Origin of the sequence: Marinomonas phaeophyticola (genome assembly GCF_026966905.1) — a bacterium.
GTDB classification, from domain to species: Bacteria; Pseudomonadota; Gammaproteobacteria; order Pseudomonadales; family Marinomonadaceae; genus Marinomonas; species Marinomonas phaeophyticola.
Genome location: NZ_JAPUBN010000016.1, coordinates 116,865 through 137,203, shown reverse-complemented (window position 1 = coordinate 137,203; position 20,339 = coordinate 116,865). Strand labels below are relative to the sequence as shown.

General features: G+C 41.7%; 15 protein-coding genes and 2 rRNA genes. 4 read left to right on the top strand and 13 right to left on the bottom strand.

Translation table 11 applies throughout. The features are described from left to right. The 3 genes from O1D97_RS11215 to nhaD all read left to right on the top strand — a co-directional run. Positions 1-1,601 (top strand): 23S ribosomal RNA (locus tag O1D97_RS11215); the annotation flags it as partial. Between the two features lie 261 nt (positions 1,602-1,862). After that, a 5S ribosomal RNA gene (gene rrf, locus O1D97_RS11210) occupies positions 1,863-1,977 on the top strand. A gap of 650 nt (positions 1,978-2,627) precedes the next feature. Next, a complete protein-coding gene (gene nhaD, locus O1D97_RS11205; RefSeq protein ID WP_269125623.1) occupies positions 2,628-3,884 on the top strand; it encodes a sodium:proton antiporter NhaD in 1,257 nt (418 codons plus the stop codon). Between the two features lie 65 nt (positions 3,885-3,949). On the opposite strand, the gene O1D97_RS11200 is transcribed toward nhaD, so the two are convergent. The 9 genes from O1D97_RS11200 to O1D97_RS11160 all read right to left on the bottom strand — a co-directional run bounded on the left by O1D97_RS11200 (position 3,950) and on the right by O1D97_RS11160 (position 14,446). Continuing rightward, a complete protein-coding gene (locus tag O1D97_RS11200; protein WP_269125622.1) occupies positions 3,950-4,759 on the bottom strand; it encodes a DUF547 domain-containing protein in 810 nt (269 codons plus the stop codon). A gap of 69 nt (positions 4,760-4,828) precedes the next feature. Continuing rightward, a complete protein-coding gene (locus O1D97_RS11195) occupies positions 4,829-5,212 on the bottom strand; it encodes a Na+/H+ antiporter subunit G (RefSeq protein ID WP_269125621.1) in 384 nt (127 codons plus the stop codon). Positions 5,213-5,222: 10 nt separating this feature from the next. Beyond that, entirely contained in the window at positions 5,223-5,492 is a 270-nt protein-coding gene (locus tag O1D97_RS11190; RefSeq protein ID WP_269125620.1) for a K+/H+ antiporter subunit F, read from the bottom strand. Continuing rightward, positions 5,486-5,986 carry a Na+/H+ antiporter subunit E gene (locus O1D97_RS11185; RefSeq protein WP_269125619.1) on the bottom strand — a complete coding sequence of 167 codons (501 nt, stop codon included), beginning with the start codon at positions 5,984-5,986 and terminating at the stop codon, positions 5,486-5,488. Before O1D97_RS11185 ends, O1D97_RS11190 begins: the two co-directional genes overlap by 7 nt. Next, a complete protein-coding gene (locus O1D97_RS11180; RefSeq protein ID WP_269125618.1) occupies positions 5,983-7,494 on the bottom strand; it encodes a monovalent cation/H+ antiporter subunit D in 1,512 nt (503 codons plus the stop codon). The genes O1D97_RS11185 and O1D97_RS11180 overlap by 4 nt, the downstream gene beginning before the upstream one ends. Further along, on the bottom strand, positions 7,495-7,866 hold the full coding sequence (locus O1D97_RS11175) for a Na+/H+ antiporter subunit C (protein ID WP_269125616.1): 372 nt from the start codon (positions 7,864-7,866) through the stop codon (positions 7,495-7,497). Continuing rightward, a complete protein-coding gene (locus O1D97_RS11170) occupies positions 7,866-10,664 on the bottom strand; it encodes a monovalent cation/H+ antiporter subunit A (RefSeq protein WP_269125615.1) in 2,799 nt (932 codons plus the stop codon). Before O1D97_RS11170 ends, O1D97_RS11175 begins: the two co-directional genes overlap by 1 nt. A 312-nt stretch (positions 10,665-10,976) precedes the next feature. Beyond that, complete coding sequence (locus tag O1D97_RS11165) at positions 10,977-12,581, bottom strand: methyl-accepting chemotaxis protein (protein ID WP_269125614.1); 1,605 nt, start codon at positions 12,579-12,581, stop codon at positions 10,977-10,979. A 146-nt stretch (positions 12,582-12,727) separates the two neighbouring features. Then, positions 12,728-14,446, bottom strand: coding sequence for a SulP family inorganic anion transporter (locus O1D97_RS11160; protein WP_269125613.1), 1,719 nt, complete (start codon positions 14,444-14,446; stop codon positions 12,728-12,730). A gap of 138 nt (positions 14,447-14,584) precedes the next feature. On the opposite strand from O1D97_RS11160, the gene O1D97_RS11155 reads away from it, so the two are divergent. Further along, positions 14,585-14,968, top strand: a complete 384-nt coding sequence (locus O1D97_RS11155) for a hypothetical protein (protein ID WP_269125612.1) — start codon at positions 14,585-14,587, stop codon at positions 14,966-14,968. A 125-nt stretch (positions 14,969-15,093) separates the two neighbouring features. Here O1D97_RS11155 and O1D97_RS11150 read toward each other — a convergent pair whose 3' ends face one another. The 4 genes from O1D97_RS11150 to O1D97_RS11135 all read right to left on the bottom strand — a co-directional run bounded on the left by O1D97_RS11150 (position 15,094) and on the right by O1D97_RS11135 (position 20,299). After that, complete coding sequence (locus O1D97_RS11150) at positions 15,094-16,677, bottom strand: ABC-F family ATPase (protein ID WP_269125611.1); 1,584 nt, start codon at positions 16,675-16,677, stop codon at positions 15,094-15,096. 258 nt (positions 16,678-16,935) lie between these two features. Next, positions 16,936-18,642 carry a solute:sodium symporter family transporter gene (locus O1D97_RS11145; RefSeq protein ID WP_269125610.1) on the bottom strand — a complete coding sequence of 569 codons (1,707 nt, stop codon included), beginning with the start codon at positions 18,640-18,642 and terminating at the stop codon, positions 16,936-16,938. Positions 18,643-18,804: 162 nt separating this feature from the next. Further along, positions 18,805-19,224, bottom strand: a complete 420-nt coding sequence (locus tag O1D97_RS11140; RefSeq protein ID WP_269125608.1) for a sulfatase/phosphatase domain-containing protein — start codon at positions 19,222-19,224, stop codon at positions 18,805-18,807. Then, positions 19,157-20,299 (bottom strand): sulfatase-like hydrolase/transferase, encoded by a 1,143-nt coding sequence (locus O1D97_RS11135; RefSeq protein WP_269125606.1) that lies wholly within the window; start codon positions 20,297-20,299, stop codon positions 19,157-19,159. The genes O1D97_RS11140 and O1D97_RS11135 overlap by 68 nt, the downstream gene beginning before the upstream one ends. Positions 20,300-20,339: the final 40 nt, after the last annotated feature.

Here is a 20,339-nt window from a genome sequence, read left to right as displayed (position 1 = left end):
AGACCAAGGTTTCCTGTCCCATGCTAATCAGGGCAGGGTGAGTCGGCCCCTAAGGCGAGGCAGAAATGCGTAGTCGATGGGAAACAGGTTAATATTCCTGTACTTATGTATATTGCGATGGAGAGACGGAGAAGGCTAGGCTAGCACGGCGATGGTTGTCCGTGTTTAAGGTGGTAGGTTGAGAGCTTAGGTAAATCCGGGCCCTCTTAAGACCGAGAACTGATGACGAGTCCTCTTTTGGACGAAGTAGTTGATGCCATGCTTCCAGGAAAAACTTCTAAGCTTCAGATATACATGAACCGTACCCCAAACCGACACAGGTGGTCAGGTAGAGAATACCAAGGCGCTTGAGAGAACTCGGGTGAAGGAACTAGGCAAAATGGCACCGTAACTTCGGGAGAAGGTGCGCCGGTTAGTGTGAAGGATTTACTCCGTAAGCATTGATCGGTCGAAGATACCAGGTGGCTGCGACTGTTTATTAAAAACACAGCACTCTGCAAACACGAAAGTGGACGTATAGGGTGTGACGCCTGCCCGGTGCTGGAAGGTTAATTGATGGGGTTAGCGTAAGCGAAGCTCTTGATCGAAGCCCCAGTAAACGGCGGCCGTAACTATAACGGTCCTAAGGTAGCGAAATTCCTTGTCGGGTAAGTTCCGACCTGCACGAATGGCGTAACGATGGCCACACTGTCTCCACCCGAGACTCAGTGAAATTGAAATCGCAGTGAAGATGCTGTGTATCCGCGGCTAGACGGAAAGACCCCGTGAACCTTTACTATAGCTTCACAGTGAACTTTGAACCTACTTGTGTAGGATAGGTGGGAGGCTTTGAAACTAGGACGCCAGTTCTAGTGGAGCCAAACTTGAAATACCACCCTGGTATGTTTGAGGTTCTAACTCAGGTCCCTTATCGGGATCGAGGACACTGTGTGGTGGGTAGTTTGACTGGGGCGGTCTCCTCCCAAAGAGTAACGGAGGAGCACGAAGGTGTGCTCAGCATGGTCGGAAATCATGCGTAGAGTGTAAAGGCAAAAGCGCGCTTAACTGCGAGACAGACACGTCGAGCAGGTACGAAAGTAGGTCTTAGTGATCCGGTGGTTCTGTATGGAAGGGCCATCGCTCAACGGATAAAAGGTACTCCGGGGATAACAGGCTGATACCGCCCAAGAGTTCACATCGACGGCGGTGTTTGGCACCTCGATGTCGGCTCATCACATCCTGGGGCTGAAGCCGGTCCCAAGGGTATGGCTGTTCGCCATTTAAAGTGGTACGCGAGCTGGGTTTAGAACGTCGTGAGACAGTTCGGTCCCTATCTGCCGTGGACGTTTGAGATTTGAGAGGAGCTGCTCCTAGTACGAGAGGACCGGAGTGGACGAACCTCTGGTGTTCCGGTTGTCACGCCAGTGGCATTGCCGGGTAGCTATGTTCGGACGGGATAACCGCTGAAAGCATCTAAGCGGGAAGCCTCCCTCAAGATGAGATCTCACTGGGACATAAGTCCCCTAAAGAGCCGTTGAAGACTACGACGTTGATAGGTTGGGTGTGTAAGTGCTGTGAGGCATTGAGCTAACCAATACTAATTGCTCGTGAGGCTTGACCATATAACACCAAAGTGGTTTTGAGTGATAAAGAGAGACTGAGAAAACTCGTAAAGAGAAGGGTCAAACGGCATCATGAAAAGATCATAGAGACACAGATTACGACAGCATCAGCAATGATGTGCTGGTTTGATACTTGGTTATCGCTATTTCAAAAAAAGCATTGTTAAAGATTCAAGCACGTATTGGCGTGTTGTGAGTGAACATGACTGGATTAGGCTTAACGGCTTAACACAGACACTCAGAACGAACGCAACCCGTTTGCTTGACGATCATAGAGACGTTGAACCACCTGATCCCATCCCGAACTCAGAAGTGAAAAGCGTCATCGCCGATGGTAGTGTGGCATTCGCCATGTGAGAGTAGGTCGTCGTCAAGTTTTATTTAGAAAGCCCTGATTGCTCACGCAGTCAGGGTTTTTTTTCGTCTGTAGGTTGGCCTTTAGGCCAACAATAATGCCACACAGCATACCTATATCGACTAACATGACACTTTTTTGTCGGGATGAATCCCGACTTACATCTCTCGTAGGTTGGCCTTTAGGCCAACAATAATGCCACACAGCATACCTATATCGACTAACATGATACTTTTTGTCGGGATGAATCCCGACTTACATCTCCCGTAGGTTGGCCTTTAGGCCAACAATAATGCCACACAGCATACCTATATCGACTAACATGATACTTTTTGTCGGGATGAATCCCGACTTACATCTCCTGTTGGGATTAATGGCGACTTCAGACCGACAATGTGTGTGCGTAATAAGCTCCGACCTGTATTGTTCTTCAAGAGTAACTAATCAACTTATCCTGATGAGCCTCTTTTTGTTGGCATAAATGCCGACATTACATAAGAATCACTCCCTATTAGTAATCGATATGTGTTCATATCAAATAGTTGAAATCAACATCAAAACGTCATTAATTTTCATTTCTTCGATATGTTAACTGTTAGAGAGATCATAACCTTTGTAGAATAGCGTAATTTTTAGAATCGAAGCTTTAACTTTAATCAGAGGATGTGAAAATGCCAGTGGTTTTACAAATGGTGCTAATTGGTATGGCTGTCGTGGCCTTACTCGGTGTTGTGCTAGAGGATGTCATTCATATAAATAAGGCCAAAGTGACTTTATTTTTAGGTACTATCTCATGGCTTTTACTGTTTGTTTTTCACGGTAATGGTGCAGATGGTGAAAAGGTGATGGAGGGCTTTCAAGAAAATATTTCTGAAATAGCGGGTCTATGGCTCTTTCTAGTATCTGCTATGACATTTGTCGCTTATCTAAATAAGAAAGGCATGATAGAAAATTTGATCTATCTGTTCTTACCAAAGCGAATTAGTGAGAGGTCATTACTTTTTCTGACTGCAATTTTTTGTTTTGTCTTTTCATCACTTGCCGATAATATAACGGCAACCTTGGTGTCTGTGACATTGATTTTATCGCTTAATCTGAGTCGTAAAAAAACGATTCGCTTTGCTACACTCGTTGTCTTCTCTGTTAACTCTGGTGGCGTTGCACTTATTACCGGTGATGTTACAACATTGATGATATTCCTTGCAGAGAAGGTCAGTATCATTGATTTACTATTATTGTCTATTCCTGCTTTTATTGCTGTATTAGTACTTACTTGCATGCAAGCACGTGGAATGAACGAGATGGTAGAAGTACAAATTCACCGGACAGATGTCCGCAAGGTGGATATTGCTATTGCCGTCGTGTTTTTGACTACTATCATTGGAACAATTATAGGTAATGTATTATTTAACATTCCTCCTGTACTGACTTTCTTGTTTGGTATGTCGTCTATGTTTTTGATTGCTCGCTTCTTCAATGAAGATATTGAAGCGGATCCTATTTTAGAATATATACGAGTTATCGAGTTTGAAACTTTACTATTCTTCCTTGGTATTCTGCTGTTGGTTGGAATGCTTAAAGAAATAGATGTATTGGATTCGTTTGTACAGTTGTATGAAGTATTGCCTCCATTTGCAGCTAGTTATTTAATGGGGATTTTATCTGCAGCAATTGATAACGTGCCTTTAACTGCGGCTCTCTTGAAGGCGGGTATTGTGATGTCGAGTGCTGATTGGTTGGCATTAACCTATGCTGTTGGTGTGGGTGGATCTTTATTGGTAATTGGTTCTGCGGCAGGGATTGTTGCTATGAGTAAAGTTGATGGCCTAACTTTTGGATCTTACTCACGTTATAGTTTTGCATTATTGATTTCTTATACTATTGGTTATGCCATTGTTTATTATATTTCGAGTGTCGTGATAAGCTAGATTAGTAATAACCGTCTGTATGATGAAGGCGAAATAACTTTGTTGGTTGTTTCGCCTTTTTTATGTTACTTAATTTCGTTTAAATCCCAATTGTAAACATATTCTATTTTACCAGTTACCATACTTAAGGCCTCTTTGAGCTTAGGCTTAGCATAGAGAGATAAATGCTTGATGAGGTCTTGTTCATTGCCTCCAAAATCCACTTGATACCAAGAATATATCGTCGAGAGCTTTAGTCCTTCATCGGTTACTAGCACGCCTCTAGGGTGATTGATGTACTGTTCTGCTCCCTTGTCTAAGAGCTGTTCGGTATTCTCCGCTGTATAAGCGTGCGCCGCTAAGTTAGGGCAGGAATAGGAAGCACAATTAACGGCATAATGGATGCGAGCGTCGTTGTAAATAGGGCGTAAAATACGATGTTCTATATCATTTAGAGTGATTTTTTTATCATTTATGGTTAATACTTTGTCATCCCAAGGACCAAAAGAAAAGAAGCCTTGACCTAATTTGGTGATACTTTTTGTTGGATAATTATCTAGGATTAGATCAACCGTTTTCGCGTTATACAGATTAATCCAATACGCTTTCTGTTGGATCCTAGTAAGTTGCTCTGGGGCTATTGTGGTAAGGTCGCTTACATAGCTTTTAAGGAGTTTATGATCTTCACTGGTTACTTTAGAATAGGAGAAGAAGGTTTGCTCATCAGGTGTTGTAGTTAAGTAACGGTCTAAGATAGCTTGCCATTTATCATGGGAAACTGAGAGTGTAGATGTTTGTGAAAAAGCAGCCCATTGCTTATCTAAATCTTTTGCTGGAGCCGCCCATAGATTAGATAAAACAAGACTGTTTAATATAATAAATAACAAGAACTTCATGCCTACGCCTCATAGGATTGTAATCCTTTATAGGACTATGAGGAGGTAGGAAAGTTCATCAGTTTGGGATTATTTTTTATCTTCAGGAGCTTGTGCTGTAGGTGCCTGACGCTCTCTAGCGGTCTTCATAAGCTCTTTTCCTTGGGTTCTATGGATAGGCTCTATGTCGTGATGTAAAGCAGCCTTAGCAATCATATTGGCTGCAACAGGTGCTGTAATCATTAAGAATAAAGTAATTAGCCATTCATTAATGGATAAGCTACCTTGTCGATTGGTTTGAATAATGCAGGATGCAACGAGTACTCCGGCAATGCCCAATGTTGTGGCTTTTGTTGGGGCATGTAACCGGGTATAAATATCTGGCAATCGAGCTAAACCGATCGAGCCAATGAGTAAAAAAATACCTCCAAATATTAATAGAGAGGCGGCAGCTGCTTCTACGAAAAAGTTCATATTAATCCTATTATTCTATAATGTCGCCACGAAGTAAGTATTTACACAGTGCAGATGTGCTTACGAAACCAAGCATGGCAATTAATAATGCCGCTTCAAAATATATGGCATTCTCAATGGCGATACCATAGAGCATGATGAGAGCTATGCCGTTAATAAATAAAGTATCTAACGCTAAAATTCGATCAGGGAGCTTTGGGCCCACTAGTAATCGATATAGATTCAATAATAATGCGATGCATAAAGTAAGCGCGACTATTTTTATGGCGAAATCTAGCATCCAAATATCTCCTTTAACGGCTTCTCGTAGCGTGATTTGACTTCTTGAATAAGCTCTTCAGCATCTTCCAAATGGAGAGCGTGCACATATAACCATTTTTGATCTTCTGATATTTCTGCACTCACTGTTCCTGGTGTTAACGACACGGTACTTGCCAGTAGAGTGATACCCAATTCCGATTCAATATCCAATGGAATGGCTACAAAGCCTGGAGATAAGTTTTTAAGTGGACCGAGTACTAACAGGGCCACCGTAAAATTGGCACTAACGATGTCCTTTAAGACAAGAAACACATAGGAAACGGCAAGCATAGGTTTTTGAATTCGAGGGCGCTCAGTTGTCATACTAGCAACACCCCAGGGGATAATAATAGCAAAGATAAAAGCTAATAATAAATGACCTGCTGAGACGCTGTTGTTTAATAATAGCCAAATAGAGAATAATAGTAGGCTGTGGAAAGGCATCGGTAACAAGCGAAAAGGTTTATATCTCATAGCGACACCTCAGGTAAAAGCGGATACACGGACACATTTATATCATGAAGATCAGCGGCAGCCTGTATGACATAGTCGGTAATTGGTCCTCCAAATATGACTAGTAAGGGTGCACCTAAAATGAGCATTGTAATTGCTGTGATTTCATAAGGGTGAGCTTTTTCATCCGGGGTATTCTTGTTATTAGGGGACTTCCAGAATAGCCTAGATGTCGATCTTGAAAACGCAATTAAAGCAATCAAACTACTGATCAAAATAACAGGCCAAATCCATAACCGTGTTGTCATAGATTCCGCCGCATTTAATATCATAACTTTACCTATGAACCCTGAGAATGGCGGCATGCCAATGATGGTTAATGCTAAAATAGCAAACCCAAACCCGATCAGTCTTGGTTGTGCCAGCGCTCTAGCGTTAACCAACCTATCTTCTGCTTGTCCTCTTTGTTTGGCAATGATGTCAGCAAGCAAGAACAAACCAGCCGTGACTAACGTACTATGAATGAGGTAATACAAGGCGCCTGCTGTGGCTAATTCTGTATGAAGCGCAGCGGCAACAAGCAATGTTCCTGCTGAAATAATCACTAAGTTTGCAGAAAGTAGCTTAATTGTTGGGCTGGCTAAGACACCTAGAGAACCAATAGCGATAGTGAGCAGTGCCAAAGGCCATAACCAATCTGAAGCAAAATTTGCCAGTTCACCCGCATCGTCTCCAAAAATAACAGTGAAGACACGAAAAATGCTGTAAATCCCAACCTTAGTCATAATGGCAAATAACGCCGCAACGGGAGCACTTGCAGATGAATAGGTTCTCGGTAGCCAAAATTGTAAGGGCAACATGGCCGATTTTAAACCAAACACGATTAATAAGAGTAAGGCTCCAATTTTCGCGATAATGGTTTCATTTTGAGGGAGTTGGCTGATTTTAACCGCCATATCCGCTATGTTTAGGGTGCCTAACGTTCCATATAGAATACCTAATCCGAGCAAAAAAAGGCTTGAGCCGAGTAAATTGATGACGACATAGTGAACAGCGGCTTGGGTTTTATTTTTTCCTCCTGCATGGACTAGCAAAGCATAAGATGCGATTAAGAGCACTTCAAAGAAAACAAATAGATTAAATAAATCCCCTGTTAGAAAGGCGCCATTGATCCCCATGATTTGAAAGAGGAATAAAGGATGAAAATATTCGCCCCCTTTATCGTGACCAGCGCAAGCGTAGATCATACAAGTAAGGGCTAAGAAGCAAGTTAATAACACCAGTAAAGATGACATCTTATCGGCCACTAAAGCGATCCCGAAAGGCGGTGACCACCCACCTAAGACATACATTTGTGAGCCATGATCGATGACAGTAACCACTTGCATCGCAGCAATGATAGTTAATACTAATAAAGTACTAACGGACGCAATACGTAACCAATTAATTCTGGATGCTAATGGAGGTAGTAGCATTACCGAAGCAACTAATAAGGGCAGCAATATGGGAAGAATTGTCCAGTGTTGCATCTAGTTTCGCTCTCCTTTTTTACTTTGTGACATATCGGTTGGGATTTCGTTTGGATCTTTACCATCGACATGATCATTGCCTAAATCGGCTCTTGCTCTCATTGATAAGATAACCACGAAAGCCGTCATGGCAAAACCAATAACAATAGCGGTTAGTACTAGGGCTTGGGGTAAAGGGTCTGCATAGGTATCAGATTGGCCTAAAATGGCCGCACTGTTAATAGTGAGCCTCCCACTTGCAAACAGAAATAGATTGACCGCATAGGACATCATAGTAAGTCCAAGCACAACAGAAAATGTCCGTCCACGTAATGTTAAGAAGATTCCGCAAGCGGTTAAAAGGCCAACACAAAAAGCGTAAATACCTTCCATTATTCTTCCTCCTTCTGAATAGGGCGTTCGCTGGTGGTGAGTTTTCCAAGATTTGCCAGAATTAGCATAGTTGCACCGATAACGGTTAAATAGACTCCTAGGTCGAACATCATGGCACTGGCCAATTCGAATTTACCTACAATAGGTAAATAGAAGTAATCGAACCAAGAAGTTAGGAATGGTCTATCAAAAAGCCAACTACCCAATCCTGTTAAGGTTGCAATTGCTATACCGCTACCGATAAGAATTTGATAATCAATCTTAACTCTATGTTTCATCCAATCCACACCATGGGCAATGTACTGTTGAATAATAGCTACGGAGGTGATTAAACCTGCGATAAAACCGCCTCCAGGCATATTGTGACCACGCAAAAAGATATAAGCCGATACGAGTAGGGCGATAGGCAATAAGCTTTGAGATAAGACAGCCAGCATCATTGGGTGGGCGTCGTTAGACCAAGGTCGTCCATACAGATCACCACTAGGCATAAACAGTCGCATTCTAGAAATTAATTTATAAATACCCAAGGCGGCAATGCCGAGTACAGTAATCTCTCCTAAGGTATCAAATCCACGGAAATCGACTAGAATCACATTGACCACATTGGTTCCACCTCCGCCTGTTTTACTATTTGCAATAAAAAAGTCTGAAATGCTTTCAAGTGGACGGGTCAGTAATGCATAGCAAATTGTCCCAATTAAGCCGCCTACAATAGAGGATAGGCTCAAGTCTCTAATGATGCGTCGAGGGTTTGATTGCTTCTGTGCTTTCTGAGGCAAGAAAAAAAGAGATAACATGAGCAAGACAATCGTAACCACTTCGACTGACAACTGGGTCAACGCCAGATCTGGTGCTGAGAATCGAGCAAATGCCAAAGAAACAATAAAGCCAACGATTGATAGTGTAATTAGGGCTAACATGCGTTTACGATGGCAAATGACCGTCATTAGTGCACCAACTGACAGTAACAGAGCGGCTGTTATATCGACTATTGTATAAGGTAGTTCAGGGCGACGTCCTAAGGTAGAGCTTAGATCCATTAAAGGAGCGGCCATCATAACCACCGCTAAACTGATTAATAGGTAGTTGTACCGTTGTAATGATCCGTTTTCAAGTAGGTTATAAAATCCAGTGACACGGTGGATGATATTTTGCATAACGTCTTCAAAGATTTGTTTCGCATCAGGCTCGGCAAAATTAGATTGAAAGGCAAACAATGGCTGGCGGTAGTAATAAATAATTAAGCCGCCAGCAGTCGCCACAAAACTCATTAATAATGGATAGTTAAAACCATGCCAAATAGAAAGGCTGTATTCTGGTACTGGACCATTGATAGCGGCTAAAGACGCCGAATACAGTAAGTCACCCACGATAAAGCCAGGAAAGATACCGACTAATAGGCAAAGGGCCACTAGAATTTCTACTGGAACTCTCATGTAACGAGGGGCTTCGTGGGGAGTTTTAGGTAAATTGATTGGTTCCCCATTGAAGAAAACATCGTGGATGAAGCGTGTTGAATAAGCAACCGCAAAGACGGCACCTATCGTAGCGAGTACTGGAATCATCCAAGAAAGGGAACCAAGGGCTTCTTGATGTAGGGTTTCAGTGAAGAACATCTCTTTTGATAGGAAGCCGTTTAATAAGGGAACTCCCGCCATGGCAGACGCCGCCACCATTGCCAGTGTTGCTGTATGAGGCATATATTTCCATAAACCATTCAACTGACGCATATCCCTAGACCCTGTCTCATGGTCTATGATGCCTGCGGCCATAAATAGGGAGGCTTTGAATGTGGCATGGTTAATAATATGGAAAAGAGCGGCTACAGTAGATAAACGGGTATCTAAGCCCAGTAATAAAGTGATAAGGCCAAGATGACTGATCGTTGAGTAGGCTAGAAGCCCTTTGAGGTCGTGTTTAAATAAGGCTATGTACGCACCTAAAAGTAGAGTCGTTAACCCGGTTAAACTCACGATCAAAAACCACAGGTCCGTATCGGCTAATGCCGGATGCATACGAGCCATTAAAAAAATACCAGCTTTTACCATGGTTGCTGAATGTAAGTAGGCACTGACAGGGGTTGGGGCGGCCATCGCATGGGGCAACCAAAAATGAAAAGGGAATTGAGCAGATTTAGTAAATGCGCCCAGCAAGAACAAAACTAGAATAACAGGGTAAGCACTGTGTGCTCGTATGATATCACCGCTATCGAGAGCAACTTGCAATGAATAGCTATCAATGACATTGCCCATGATAATAATGCCTGCTAATAACGCTAAGCCGCCGGCGCCGGTAATGGTAAGCGCCATCCTAGCCCCCCTACGAGCTTCAGATTTATGCCCCCAAAAGCTAATTAATAAAAAGGAGCTGATGCTAGTGAGCTCCCAAAACATCCACATTTGTAAGAGGTTATCGGATAAAACCACCCCTAACATGGAAAACATAAACAGCATTAAGAAGGCGTAAAACTTGCCAATTGAGTCTTTGGAAGACAAATAGTAGCGAGCGTATAAGATTACCAGCAGACCAATTCCAAGAATCAAGATAGCAAATAAGAGAGATAACCCATCAAGGCGAAACGCAATATTGAGCCCTAGTTGGGGGATCCATTCAGCAAAAGCATAATGATTGACGCCGTTCAAGACATCGGGCGTCATTTCAAGGACAATGAGCAAAGAGACAAAAGGTAAAATAGCTGTGAATAAGGCACAGACATTACGATGGTAACGAGCGGTTAACAGAGGGACCAAGCTACCGAGTAATGGTAGCAAAGGAAGCCAGAGTAAGGTATTCAACAGTAATGCTCCTAAGTTTAAAGGACGAAAGCATAAAATTTATTTAATAAAAAAGTAACGTAAACAGGACTTTGAATCAAATAGCATGCCGTTAAGTGAGCTTGCGTATGAGTACCAGATTAGATGTTCTCATAAATAATAATAGTGTTGACGTTATTAAATTCAAGGTTGGTTATATAATGAGTTTTTATTCTTGATATTGTTAGTTTTTTATTCAGATTTACAAAAAAAACCTGAATTAATGCTCACATTAAGCCAGGTTTAAGAAAAGTGTATTTTTGACAATAAAATACTGGACCTTAATATCTCTATTTATTTTACCTTATAAGCTCCCATTGCTTTCGAAAGGTCTGAAGAGTACCCAAGAACTTCTTTACTTGCTGAGCGTGATTGCTCTGCATTCACGCTGGTTGTTTCTGCTGATTTTCTAATCGATTGAATGCGATCATTGATGCTGTCAGAAACCGCATGTTGTTGCTCCATTGACGTGGCTATTTCATTAGCCATGCTTGATATGTCATTAATTACCAAAGTAATACGTGATAAGGCTGCACTGGCTTGATGGGCTTCTGCTACCGTAGTTTCGGCTTGAGTACGGCTATTTGCCATCACCGTCACCGCATCATGGGCACCTTGTTGTAGCTGAGAGATCATAGTTTGGATTTGTTCTGTCGATTCCTGTGTTCTACGTGCTAATGTTCGTACTTCATCAGCAACAACCGCAAACCCACGACCATATTCTCCTGCTCTTGCCGCTTCAATCGCGGCATTTAGCGCTAATAGATTGGTTTGATCCGCAATGCCACGAATCACATCTAATATGCTACCAACATTGGCGGTATTTTCTTCTAAAGAAAGTAATGCTTCGGAAGCTTGTTGTACATCTTTAGCTAGTTGACTGATTGAGGCGACACTTGCCCCAACAATTTTTTCAACTTGAGTTGCATCTGTATCAGATTGTTTTGCTGAGTCAGCTGTACGGACAGCACCTTCCGTTACATAATGTACAGTTTGCTGCATTTCATCGATTGAAACAGCAATTTTTTGTGTTTCTGCTTCTAATAAAGCCATTCCTTTACTGGTTTGCTGAGATGATTGACTCATTTGTTCACCTTCTTCTGCCAGTTTAAAGGCTTTATTCTGAGTATCTAAAATCAATGCATTAATCGAAGAAATAAAGCGGTTAAAAGATTTTGCTATAGCCGTTAATTCATCATTGCCATCTTCTTTTAAACGCAGTGTTAGGTCACGAGAACCACTGGCAATATTGTTTAATGATTCATCTAAGCGATGTAGATTAGGTAAGATACGACGGCGTAATATTAGAATGGAAATGAGAGTTAATACCGCCGAAACGATCAGGCTCACAAGGATAATAGAGCCAGCATTGTCTATGGATTTGAGTGCTTTTTCAGCACTTTCGTCGAGCTCTTTCTCTAAATTCAATGAGAGGTTATCCAGTTCCTCTGCGAGTTTGGATGATTCATCATCTAGTCCGCCATCTCCCTTCATCATCTTGTTACCCGCTTCGGTGCCTAAATTAATATAGGCATCACCCATTTTTACACCAGCGGTATAAGCCATGTTAAGTTGGCGTTCTAATTTTTTAATGTGCTCTTGTTGGTCAGGTAGTATTTTTATGAGATGTTCAAAACTGTTAATCGCGCCATCTAAGCTTGCTTTTGCTTCAGGCAAGGCTTCATTACTACGTGTTGCTCCTATGTCTGTGAGGAATTGCTGTACTTGAACAACGTAATAGCGAGCATCTTTTAGTGTAGCGACAGCGCTGGACAGTTTGATTTGTTGCTTAATAGCGGTTTCATTACTATTAAGGTTGATATGAGTGACTGTGAATAAGGTTATCGTAGTCGCCACAACAATGGCGATTACCGTACTGATCATTTGATTAATTGTCATAGAAGAAAAAGCCCACGGAGATCCTAAAAGTATGGTCAATGATAGTGGCTTACTACCACCACGTAAAATTAAGATTTCGATAATTTTGTTTCATTTTGTAGTTGTAATAAATGAGAGCAATGAAACTATTATAGTGGGCAAAAGCCTTACAAAGTTGTAAGGCTTTTGAGTGCTTCATCTGTTGTGAAATAAATTTTCCCTGGGGTTAAGTCGCTTACAAACTGTGAGTCTTGTAATTGGTCCATGACAGGACCTTTTACTTCGGCTAAATGCAGTTGTACATTTAAATTTTTGAACTTGCCTATCATATTATCTAAGGCATCAACCGCCGTGGTATCGACGAAACTGACGGAGCTAAAAATAAGCACAACATGGCGTGTTTCTGGTCGTTTATAGCAGGCTTCGAAGACAAAGTTTTCTATGCATTGTACGTTTGAAAAATAAATACTTTCATCGACTCGTATTGCGAGTACATGCTTATCGATATGCACATCATGACGTTCTATATTCCGAAAGTGCTCACTTTTGCCTACTCGTCCTACAATGGCGATATGAGGGTGACTAGCACGGTGAATAATCAGGATAACTGAGCCAATAATACCAACGCAAATACCAATTTCAATGCCAAAAACCAATACCGTAATAAAGGTGGCAAGCAGACTGTAAGCATCGGCTTTGTTAAGCTTCCAGCAACGCTGAATTTGATGAAACTCAATAAGAGAGCTTACTGACATGATAACGATGGCACCTAATACCACAAGCGGTAAAAAATAGAATAGCGGTGTTAAAAATAACAATGTAAGTAGTACACCTAAGGCACATACCATGCTGGCAATCGTGGTTTCTGCTCCGGCACTATGATTCACCGCAGAACGACTCATACTCGCAGCTAATGCGAAGGTGCCACTAAATGCCGCCCCTAAATTGGCGGCCCCAAGTGCTAATAATTCTTGGTTTGCATCGATACGCTCTTTGCGTTTTCCGGCTAAGCTGGTGCCGACCGTAATGCTGGTGACGAAACACATTAAAGCGATCAAGAAAGAAGGTAAAGCAATGCTTTTCCAAAGTGCGATGTCTACAGGGACAAATTGCAAAGAAGGCAAGCCATCTGGAATTAAACCAACAATGGCGATGTTTGCGGTTTCATGTAAATCAAACACACCAACTAAAACCGCCCCAATTAATACCACAAACATGGGGCCTGCTTTACTAATCGCTTGATCTAGCCACGTCGGAAGAGCCAGCTTCTTAACTAATTTTGGAAAGTGACCTTTGAAATACCAAAGAGCAAAACAGGAAAGTATGCCCGCAAACAAGGTAGTGTAATTTATTTCTCCGATGTGTGTTCCTAACTGCCAAAGCGTCTCGTCAAAACTGAGTCCAGACGCGACTGGAATACCAACGATATGCTTCAGTTGGCTAGCCGTAATGATGATAGCAGACGCACTGGTAAAGCCACTGACAACCGGCATGCTGATGAAATTGGTGATGCTGCCTAGTCGAAACAACCTCATAGCGATTAAAAATAGACCCGCTAAAAAAGAGATGTTGACGGCATAATGTAGATACTCAGCGTCAGTTTGTGGATTAAGCGCACCAATGGAACTAGCCACCATGATAGAGATCAAAGCCGCAGGCCCGACAGATAAGCTGCGACTGCTACCCAATAAAGCGTAAAGCAGCGTGGGTAAAATAGCACAGTATAAACCGTATTCCGCCGGTACACCTGCCAACAATGCATAAGCCATTCCTTGGGGAACCATGACAATAGTGGCAATGATCCCAGCAATGAAATCATTGGTCATCGATGTTTTAGAGTAGGATTTCAGCCAGTTTTGCAATGGCAGTACATTGTTTAGTTGCATGACAGTCTACTTAGTTGAGTGATATAAGACGGAATAAATGAGATGGGTAAATTAACATAAGAAAGAGGGCAAAATCGCCTCTTATTACTAAAATGAATATCGATATTACTAATTTGACTTATTAGGGGAGTGGATACAATGAGAGTAGAAAAGACGTTAAGTTCAATAAAAATAGGTATTTTTGCTGGTTTCAGCTTGTTATTGTGGGGTGCTAATGCGCTAGCCGGAGAAGCAGACATCATAAAAGTGAATGTGGATTGTTCTGCCTCCTTATGTAATATGCAGGCGACCGTTTTACACGAAGACAGTGGTTGGGATCATTATGCAGATCGTTGGGAAGTATTGAATGAAGATGGTGAGGTTATAGCTACTCGAGTGTTATTACATCCTCATGAAAATGAACAGCCTTTTACCCGAGGACTACAATTCAAGAAACCTACGGGTTTGCAAAGGGTAGAAGTGAGAGCCCATGATTCTGTTCATCAATACGGAGGTAAAAGCGTGCTGGTGGATTTACCTTAGAGAAGGGAAGTAAAAGAAAGAGAACGATAGCCAGCAAGGTTCCTTGATAGAAAGTCATTCTCAAAAAGGGCAACGATTGAATTCATAGATGCCCTTTTTGAGGATTGATCGCTCTGAGTAGAGGATCAGTGGTGCGTTAAATACTCATCGTAAGTACCTTGAAAGTCGATGACTTCTTTATTTTTGATCTCGACGATACGAGTCGCCAAAGACGAGACGAACTGTCTGTCGTGACTAACAAAAATAAGCGTGCCATCAAATTCTAATAAGGCATTATTAAGAGCTTCAATGGCTTCCATATCCATATGGTTTGTTGGCTCGTCCATAATGAGTACGTTGAGATCCATCATCATCAGTTTGCCAAACAACAAGCGGTTCTTTTCACCACCGGAGCACACACGGACTTTCTTGTTAAAATCATCCGCAGTAAAGAGTAAACGGCCTAACATGGCTCGCACTTTTAAATCATCGTGTTTTGCCGTACGCCACAAAGACATCCAATCAAACAGCGTCATATCAGAATCAAAATCGGCGCTGCTATCTTGAGGACAGTAGCCAATAACGGCATTCTCAGACCATTTTACAGAACCGTGATTGGCTTGAAGTTCATCCACTAAACAACGTAAGAAGGTGGTTTTACCCGCACCATTTTCACCAATAACCGCAAGTTTAGCGCCTGCCTCTAGAATTAGGCTGCCATTGGTAAATAAAGGATCGTCCTCAAAACCGTGGCTAAGCTCTTCCAGAATTAAGGCCTGGCGATGTAACCTTTTATCTTGTTTTAAACTAATTGAAGGTGTCATTCGGCTAGAAGACTTCACTTCAGATAATTCAATTTTATCCATCTTCTTCGCACGTGAACTGGCTTGTTTGGCCTTTGACGCATTGGCAGAAAAACGGTTAACAAAGGCTTGTAACTCGTCGATCTCAGCACTTTTCTTTGAGTTTTCTAGTAATAATTGTTCGCGTATTAATGACGATGCCTCTAGGAAGTAATCATAATTACCTGGATAAACGCGTAATTCACCGTAATCAATGTCTGCCATATGAGTACACACAGAGTTCAAAAAGTGCCTATCGTGGGAAATAATCACCATGGTGCATTTACGTTGGTTCAATACATCCGCTAACCAACTAATAGTATGGATATCCAAGTTGTTGGTAGGCTCATCAAGTAATAAAATATCTGGATTAGCAAAGAGCGCTTGTGCTAACAATACTCGTAATTTTCTACCTGGTGGTACTTGACTCATTAGTAAAAAATGCTCGGGTTCATCTATACCCGCTTCAAGGAGAATGTCTCCAGCGCGACTTTCCGCACTGTAACCATCCATTTCGGCATACTCAGCTTCTAACTCGCCTGCACGCATACCGTCTTCTTCTGACATGTCTGGGTTAGCGTAAATCGCGTCACGCTCTTGCTTTACATTCCACAGCGCCGTATCCCCCATAATAACGGCATCGACGACGGTGTATTCTTCGAATGCGAATTGGTTCTGACTAAGTGTGCCGACTTTCTCACCGGGAGTGATGGAAACGTTACCTGAGGTTGGCACCAGTTCACCGGTTAAAATTTTCATGAAAGTGGATTTGCCACAACCGTTCGCGCCGATTAAACCATAACGGTTACCATTGCCAAATTTTACGGAAATATTTTCAAATAAAGGGGTCGCACCAAACTGCATGGTGATGTTTGCTGTGGAGATCAAAAAAGTGTCCTGAATTGAATTAATAAGATAAGAATAGTGAGGAGATGAGCCAATAAAAAATGACACATTTATTGCATAAATAAACATCAACCACGGGAGAGGGCGACTATAGACAGTTAGGGCCATAATGTCGAGTTTGGAAGTAAATCTTCTACCTTAGTTTGTCATCTTGCTAGCATTAAGAAGACAAACCGGTGCCGATGACCTATTGAGGCAAAGTTGTCACGATGGTTCACGACAACTTTGCGATCCTACTCGTTATGAAAAATAAGTTTGAGAAACCTTTTTCACCACGCTATTGGTGATGATAACGGCCGCGATGGATGCCAGAGTAATATACAGTAAGTTCATTGGCACCTCTGATATCGGCGCAACAATGCCTAATGGTGACGCGATGACGTAGGTTGCAACCATGAGTACAAGAGTCATGATGGACGCTATTCTTAGGTGTTTCCAATTCTCTATATTTACTTTAGCGGTGTTGTGCGATTCTACTTCAACGGAGGTACTTGGGAAGTAATGGGTCAACAATAGGGTAACCGCAAGACCACAGAAAAAATAGATGGCTGTTTTATGTAAGAAGTGTAGATCCCAGCCCGTGTAACCAAATTTGAAAAATAAATAAAGAGCAATATACACCAGCATGCCTGAAATGGTTGTTTGTACTGTGGCTTTTTTAAAGAAGATAGCCACCACAACCATAAGTAGCATTGGAATAGAAAACAGCGCATTAAATTCCTGCATAAACAAGTACAGGCCTTGAGGTGCGTATTGAATAAAGGGAGCGCCTAAGGCTGAGAAAATAGCCAACCCTGTCCCGAAAATACGACCAGCTGAGACACTTTGTTGATTACTTACATCACCTTTCTTGAGAGGTGTGTAGATATTAATAGCAAAAATGGTTGAACAAGAGTTTATTGTTGAATTGAACGTAGAAATAATGGCTCCAAACAATACGGCGCCAAAAAAGCCCACCATATAAGACGGTAATAGACGGCTGGTTAGAATGGGATAAGCTTCATCTGGGCGAATGTTCTCATTGCCATATAGGTGGAATGCAATAATGCCAGGCACAATCAGGATTAAAATACTGATTATTTTTACAACACCTGCAAATAATACCCCTTTTTGGCCTTCGGCAACGCTTTTCGCCCCTAATGCTCGTTGAATGATAATTTGATTCGTACAAACAAAATAAATATTAATCAGTACCATGCCTGTAAATATCGCCCCAAATGGAACCGATACTTTAGGAGACGTAACGGCATTTAGCATCTGAGGGTGATCAACGATAAGGTGCTCTACACCATTAGCCATACTGCCAGAACCTAGCGCAATCAGTCCCATAATTAAGATAAAGATACTGCCGACGAAAAAACCAAAGCCATTAATCGTATCTGAAATAACAACTGCTTTAAGACCACCAAAGATGGCATAAATACCACCAATCACGGTAATAAAGAAAATAGAAACAAGCAATGCAGAATCTTCATTGATACCAAAGATATCAGCGACATTGAAAATCTTACTCATGCCTAATGCACCGGCATAAACAATGGTTGGCAAAAAGACAACGGCGACATTAATGAGAAACAACCAAGCAATAAAATTTCGAGCGGTTCCACCAAATCTAGCTTCAATAAAATCAGGAATGGTGGTGATGCCTTTTTTGATAAACATAGGTAGGAAAACAATGGCAGTGATAACAAAAGCAATGGCTGCAGTAACCGCCCAACCCATATTAGACAAGCCAACCGAATAGCCTTGCCCGTTTAAGCCAATAAGCTGTTCGGCGGACCAGTTGGTCAGTAGAATGGAAAAACCAATGGAAACGCCAGAAAGACTTCTTCCTCCTAAAAAGAAACCGTCTCTTGTTGTTAAGTCCTCTTTGCGTGTATACCACCACGAAATAACAGCAACTAATAGGGTAAACCCTATAAAAGATGTGATTGTCCAAACGTTCATTTTGTATCCTTTTATATTTGTTATAGGAAGTTAATAAGTGCTTACTTCTTGTTTTTCTCAGCACTATAATTAATAGTTAATAAATACTTACTGTTTGTTTTAGCCTTTATTTAAAAGGGTGGTGTCTTTTAAAATATTCTTTGGGTTTATTCAGTGAATACATTAGATAAATGCTGAAGCAGGTCCGAACTCAGATAAACCAACAAAAATGTAGGGGTTAATATTTTTGTCTTGATTGTCATAAGCGAATTTCCATAGCTTTTGATATAGGCTTTTGCGTACGTCCAGGTATTCAGGATCAAGGGCTAAATTGATTAATTCGTCTGGGTCCGTCTTTAAATCGTATAGTTCATCGTTGTCGTAAGTGTTATGTATTAACTTCCAGTGATGATTAAATACGCCCCGTTGAATCCCATAAATCTCGTTGCCATTGGTTTGGGTATAAAGGTAATCCCTAGCTTCATTCGGCTGTTCAAGTAGGTAAGGTAATAAGGTTTTGCCAACGGTTGGAGAGTCAAAGTGAGTCTCGGCGGCACTTAATACGGTTGGGGCTAGATCGGTAAGTGAAATTAAATCGTCCACCTGTCTCGCCGGGGGCAACGATCTTGTTCTTCCAATACATAACGGCCGGAATATGATATGCCCCTTTAAAAGCCGGTAGCCCCTTGCACCATAATCCATGTTCGCCTTTGTAGTCACCATGATCGCTGGTGAAAATAATCAGAGTGTTATCGAAGTCAGGGTGTTTTTTTAACTCTTCCACAATCAGACCAAAAAGGGCGTCTTCATAGGTACAAAACGCCATATAGTGACGTATCGAATCGATTTTTTCTTGATCGGAAAGCTGATTAAAAAGTGCCTGTACCTTTCTATTTAAAGTGGGTTTGTCTAACATTTTATCCTTATGAATCGCTGTTAGACTGATGTCAGTGTCTTGGTATTTATCCAAAAACTCTTGAGGCACAAAGTAGGGATCATGTGGACCCAGTGTACCCACATACATCATCCATGGTTGCTGTGCTTCTTCGACGCTTCTTTGACGTAGTTTTTGTAACTGTTCTAGGGCTGAATCAACAACACCTCTATCGTTAAACGGGTTCTCATCTACTCCATAATGTACATAGTTAGGGTAGCCTGGACGAATGATTTCTCCTGGCTGCCTTGCTGCTGTAGATGAGCGTGCTTGTGCTTCTGCTATAACCTTATAAGCATCCCAGCCTGTCGCCATCGACTGGCTTGTGGGGTCCAGTTTGGACTCCTTATTTGAAGTGACGAATAATTCTTGAAAACCATGGTCTTCCGGTCCGGTTTCATAGCAAACATGCCATTTACCAGCAAAAAACAAGGCATAATTTTGTTGCGCCAATTTTTCGCTGAATACTTGAGCATCTGGGCTGAGTTTTCTTGAAAGCGCATTTTGAACGCAGACGTTGTTCCATACTTCATGTTGAGTAGGGTATTGAGCGGTAAAAAAAGACGCTCTAGACGGACAGCAATGAGGTGATGGGCTATAGGTACTATTAAAGGTAATACCTTCTTGCATTAATGCGCGCAGGTGCGGCATCTCAATATCTTTATCCTGTACAGAATCTCCTCTTTGCTGATCTGTCATAAAAATAAGGATGTTGGGTAATTTTGTCTGCTCAATATTCGACATAAGAAATCCATAACGGCGATTTTGTAATATAAAAAGTATC

Coding starts and splice junctions, on each gene's coding strand:
- nhaD (WP_269125623.1), top strand. CDS start 2,628: ATGCCAGTGGTTTTACAAATGGTGCTAATTGGTATGGCTGTCGTGGCC.
- O1D97_RS11200 (WP_269125622.1), bottom strand. CDS start 4,759: ATGAAGTTCTTGTTATTTATTATATTAAACAGTCTTGTTTTATCTAAT.
- O1D97_RS11195 (WP_269125621.1), bottom strand. CDS start 5,212: ATGAACTTTTTCGTAGAAGCAGCTGCCGCCTCTCTATTAATATTTGGA.
- O1D97_RS11190 (WP_269125620.1), bottom strand. CDS start 5,492: ATGCTAGATTTCGCCATAAAAATAGTCGCGCTTACTTTATGCATCGCA.
- O1D97_RS11185 (WP_269125619.1), bottom strand. CDS start 5,986: ATGAGATATAAACCTTTTCGCTTGTTACCGATGCCTTTCCACAGCCTA.
- O1D97_RS11180 (WP_269125618.1), bottom strand. CDS start 7,494: ATGCAACACTGGACAATTCTTCCCATATTGCTGCCCTTATTAGTTGCT.
- O1D97_RS11175 (WP_269125616.1), bottom strand. CDS start 7,866: ATGGAAGGTATTTACGCTTTTTGTGTTGGCCTTTTAACCGCTTGCGGA.
- O1D97_RS11165 (WP_269125614.1), bottom strand. CDS start 12,581: ATGACAATTAATCAAATGATCAGTACGGTAATCGCCATTGTTGTGGCG.
- O1D97_RS11160 (WP_269125613.1), bottom strand. CDS start 14,446: ATGCAACTAAACAATGTACTGCCATTGCAAAACTGGCTGAAATCCTAC.
- O1D97_RS11155 (WP_269125612.1), top strand. CDS start 14,585: ATGAGAGTAGAAAAGACGTTAAGTTCAATAAAAATAGGTATTTTTGCT.
- O1D97_RS11145 (WP_269125610.1), bottom strand. CDS start 18,642: ATGAACGTTTGGACAATCACATCTTTTATAGGGTTTACCCTATTAGTT.
- O1D97_RS11135 (WP_269125606.1), bottom strand. CDS start 20,299: ATGTCGAATATTGAGCAGACAAAATTACCCAACATCCTTATTTTTATG.